This is a genomic window from Limnohabitans sp. (genome assembly GCF_030158565.1).
In the GTDB taxonomy this organism is placed as follows: Bacteria; Pseudomonadota; Gammaproteobacteria; order Burkholderiales; family Burkholderiaceae_C; genus Limnohabitans_A.
On the sequence record NZ_JAOASQ010000014.1, the window covers coordinates 1 to 3,428 of the forward strand.

Genomic DNA, 3,428 nt, shown 5'->3' on the forward strand with positions numbered 1-3,428 from the left:
TTGCGGATGCGCTCGGTCGAGCCCATCGAGGTGCCGCCGTATTTGTGAACGATCAAAGCCATGTGTAGTTCTGATGAGGGGAAATTTGCGCTGAAATGACTTCCAGCAAAACCCTAGATTGTAGCAATCGCTCAACCCTCGCGGGGCACGGCGGCGCTGGCGCCATCGTCAGCGTGGCGACCAGGTGAGCACGGGCCCCAGGCGGACCACATGGCCCTGACCCACTTTGAGGTTCAAGCGATGGCCTCGGGTGCTGCAATCGGCCACCTGATCGAGCAACTCGTTCAGCTGCGCTGTGGAAGGCGTGGTGGCGTAAGCGATGCGCAGCCAATGGCGCAAAACCAGCGCCTGCCGTGCTCGGCTCAGTGATTGCAAGGCAGTGATGCGCGGCGGGTTGCCCACATGGGCCAGGTCTTGCGCGGCCACCTCGTCAAGCACCTCTTGGGCTTGTGCTGCATGGGCTGCACTGCGGGCAAAGGTGTCTCGAAAGGCCGGAAAAGCCTCGGCCAGCACAGGCAGCACGCGGGCGCGGATGCGGTTGCGGGTGAATTGCTCGTTGCTGTTGCTCGGGTCTTCGACCCAGGCTTGCCCGCGCTCGCGCAGCCAGTCGCGCAAAGCCGCGCCGGGCACCGCAAAAAAAGGCCGATGCCAGTTCAGGCCACCACGCTGCCACTGTGCGGGCATGCTGGCCAGCCCCGGCAAACCCGCGCCTCGGGACAAGGCGATGAGCAAGGTTTCGACCTGATCGTCGGCATGCTGGGCCACAGCCACATCGCGCACATCGGGCCATTCGGTTTGCACAGCCTCGGCCAACGCGGCATATCGGGCCTGACGGGCCGCGTCTTCGGGGCTTTGGCCAGGGGCATGGCTCGCCTGCACACGGCGCACCAGCAAGGGCACGCTCAGCTGCTCGCACAACGCGAGGCAATGGGTCTCAAAGCCATCGGCCGCATCTTGCAAGCCATGGTGGATGTGCACCGCCCTCACCTGCCCGGGCCAACGCTGCACGCAGGCCAGCAACAAGGCGGAGGAATCGGCGCCGCCGCTCAAGGCCACCGCAAAAGGAAGGCCCGGGCTGAAATCAGCCAGGGCCTGGTCAAGGGTTTGCGACATCTGCGAAAGCCTTGCGGCTCGCCTGTTGGGTTTTACTTGCCCGCTTTGGTGTCGGTGAAACGACCGTAGCTGTTGAGGCGCTCATAACGGCGATCCTGCAACTCTTTGGGCTTGAGGTCGGCCAGTTGGCGCCAGGCATCTGCCAAGGCGCGTTTGAGCAAGGCGATCATTTGCTCATGGTCTCGGTGCGCACCGCCCACCGGCTCGCTCACGATCTTGTCGATCACATTCAAAGCCTTCAGGCGGTGAGCGGTGATGCCCAATGCTTCAGCGGCCACTTCGGCTTTTTCGCCGGTTTTCCACAAAATCGAAGCGCAACCTTCAGGGCTGATCACGGAGTAGACCGAGTACTGCAGCATCAGCACCTGATCGGCCACCGAGATGGCCAAGGCGCCGCCCGAGCCACCTTCACCAATGATGGTGGTGATGATCGGCACTTCGAGCTGGGCCATTTCAAAAATATTGCGGCCAATGGCTTCGGACTGACCGCGTTCTTCGGCGTCAATGCCGGGGTAAGCGCCGGGCGTGTCCACAAAAGTGAACACCGGCAGCTTGAATTTCTCGGCCGTCTTCATCAGGCGCAGCGCTTTGCGGTAACCCTCGGGCTTGCTCATGCCAAAGTTGCGCAGGGTGCGCTCTTTGGTGTCACGGCCTTTTTGGTGGCCCAGCACCATGCAGGCTTGGCCATTGAAACGGGCCAAACCGCCCACGATGGACAGGTCGTCTGCAAAGTGGCGGTCACCGTGCATTTCGACGAAGTCGGTGAAGATGCCGTTGATGTAGTCCAGCGTGTACGGACGCTCAGGATGGCGCGAGATTTTGGTGACCTGCCAGGGGGTCAGGTCACTGTAAATGTCTTTGGTCAGTTGCTGGCTTTTTTTGCTCAGCTGATCAATTTCCAGGGTGATGTCCACCGCAGATTCGCTTTGCACGTAGCGCAGCTCTTCGATCTTGGCTTCGAGTTCGGCAACGGGTTGCTCAAAGTCGAGAAATGTTCTTTTGGCCAAGTTTTGCTCCTCTGTTCATCAGCAGGCGGACAGGTGTGTCCAGCCCTCAATACGCCACCGGAACCGGGTCCAGCGAGCGCCAAATATACCAAGTTGCCACCGTGCAATACGGACTCCAGGCCTGGGCCACCTCGCGGGCATCGCTGCGGCTGACCGGCTCGCCCGAGAAATAGTTGCTGCTGATGCCATTGATCAGGCCCACATCGTCAAGCGGCAGCACATTGGGCCGCATCAGGTGGAAGATCAGGAACATCTCGGCCGTCCAGCGGCCAATGCCCCGGATCGCCACCAATTCGTCGATGATGGCCTCGTCGTCCATCTCTTGCCAGGCTTTGACGTGCACCGTGCCCGAGCTGAAATGCATGGCCAGATCGACCAGGTATTCGACCTTTCGGGCCGACAAACCGGCCGCCCGCATGTCATCGACCTTGAGTTTGAGCACAGCAGCCGGGGTGAGCCGTTTGGGCAGCACCGAAAAGCGGTCCCAAACCGACTGCGCCGCCTTGACCGAGATTTGCTGGCCCACGATGGACCGCGCCAAAGTGACAAAAGCATCGCCCCGCGTCTCCAGAATGGCATTGCCAAACTGGGGGATCAGCTTTTTCATGACCCGGTCTTTTTTGGCCAGGTGCGCACAGGCCTGCGCCCAGTATTCGGGCGTGACCGGGACCACGTCTTTGGCAACCTCTTTGGACGCCACGCTCACTGCGCCGCCTCCCAGGTGGTGCCGGTGGCCGAGTCTTTGAGCACGATGCCCTGCGCCAGCAGCTCGTTGCGAATGCGGTCGGCCTCGGCAAAGTTCTTGGTTTTCTTGGCGTCCGCGCGAGCCTGGATTTGGGCCTGAATAGCGGCCTCATCCAAGCCGGCACCGGACTGCAAATAAGCGGTCGGATCGGTTTGCAACAAACCGAGCAAGCCCCCCAGCGCCTTGAGCAAACCGGCACGCTCGGCCGACTGGCTGCGGTTGACTTCGCTGGCCAGCTCGAACAGAACGGCCACCGCATCGGGTGTGCCAAAGTCTTCGTCCATGGCCGCTTTGAAGCGGGCGGCCATCGGGTCGGCCCAGTCGATGGCCACCTCGGCAGGAGGCACCGCTTGCAGCGCGGTGTACAAGCGCTTCAAGGCCCCCTTGGCGTCGTTCAAATGCACATCGCTGTAGTTCAGCGGGCTGCGGTAGTGGCTGCGCACCACAAAGAAACGCACCGTCTCGGCATCGAATGCCTTGAGCACATCGCGGATGGTGAAAAAGTTGCCCAGGCTCTTGGACATCTTTTCGTTGTCCACATTGATGAAGCCGTTGTGCATCCA

4 protein-coding genes are annotated in these 3,428 nt (G+C 61.2%); all 4 read right to left on the minus strand.

Annotation, left to right across the window (positions count from 1 at the left end; genetic code table 11):
- Window positions 1-168: 168 nt before the first annotated feature.
- Complete coding sequence (gene tilS, locus Q1W40_RS02260; protein ID WP_300708456.1) at window positions 169-1,113, minus strand: tRNA lysidine(34) synthetase TilS; 945 nt, start codon at window positions 1,111-1,113, stop codon at window positions 169-171.
- Between the two features lie 32 nt (window positions 1,114-1,145).
- Window positions 1,146-2,120 carry an acetyl-CoA carboxylase carboxyltransferase subunit alpha gene (locus Q1W40_RS02265; RefSeq protein WP_300708458.1) on the minus strand — a complete coding sequence of 325 codons (975 nt, stop codon included), beginning with the start codon at window positions 2,118-2,120 and terminating at the stop codon, window positions 1,146-1,148.
- A gap of 46 nt (window positions 2,121-2,166) precedes the next feature.
- Window positions 2,167-2,826: a DNA-3-methyladenine glycosylase 2 family protein gene (locus Q1W40_RS02270; RefSeq protein ID WP_300708460.1), complete on the minus strand. Its 660-nt coding sequence runs from the start codon at window positions 2,824-2,826 to the stop codon at window positions 2,167-2,169.
- Window positions 2,823-3,428, minus strand: a 606-nt coding sequence (locus tag Q1W40_RS02275) for a DALR domain-containing protein (protein WP_300708462.1), incomplete at its 5' end; no start/stop codon positions are given. The genes Q1W40_RS02275 and Q1W40_RS02270, both read right to left, overlap by 4 nt.

Excerpts from the sequence above, each read along its gene's own strand:
- tilS (WP_300708456.1), bottom strand. The coding sequence starts at position 1,113 with ATGTCGCAAACCCTTGACCAGGCCCTGGCTGATTTCAGCCCGGGCCTT.